Origin of the sequence: Microvirga pakistanensis (assembly GCF_004458765.1) — a bacterium.
Classification (GTDB): domain Bacteria; phylum Pseudomonadota; class Alphaproteobacteria; order Rhizobiales; family Beijerinckiaceae; genus Microvirga; species Microvirga pakistanensis.
Map to the genome: position 1 here is coordinate 1 of NZ_SPJX01000215.1, position 223 is coordinate 223.

Sequence of the window (223 nt, forward strand, 5' to 3'; positions counted from 1 at the left end):
AGTCCCCCAAGAGGCGTCTGTTCGTGAGTTCTGAAATGGGAAGGGATGCGAATGGCGGCTGAGACACCCCTGAAGGAGCAGATGCTCGCCGCCATTCCTCATCTGCGCGCATTCGCGATCTCTCTTTGCGGCAGCGTCGACCGCGCCGACGATCTGGTGCAGGGCGCCCTTCTGAAGGGCCTGAGCAATCTCGACAAGTTTCAGCCCGGCACGAGCATGCAGG

General features: G+C 61.4%; 1 protein-coding gene. It reads left to right on the forward strand.

The window, feature by feature from the left end:
* Nucleotides 1-81 precede the first annotated feature (81 nt).
* Nucleotides 82-223, forward strand: a 142-nt coding sequence (locus E4K09_RS14045) for a sigma factor (protein WP_425293843.1), incomplete at its 3' end; no start/stop codon positions are given.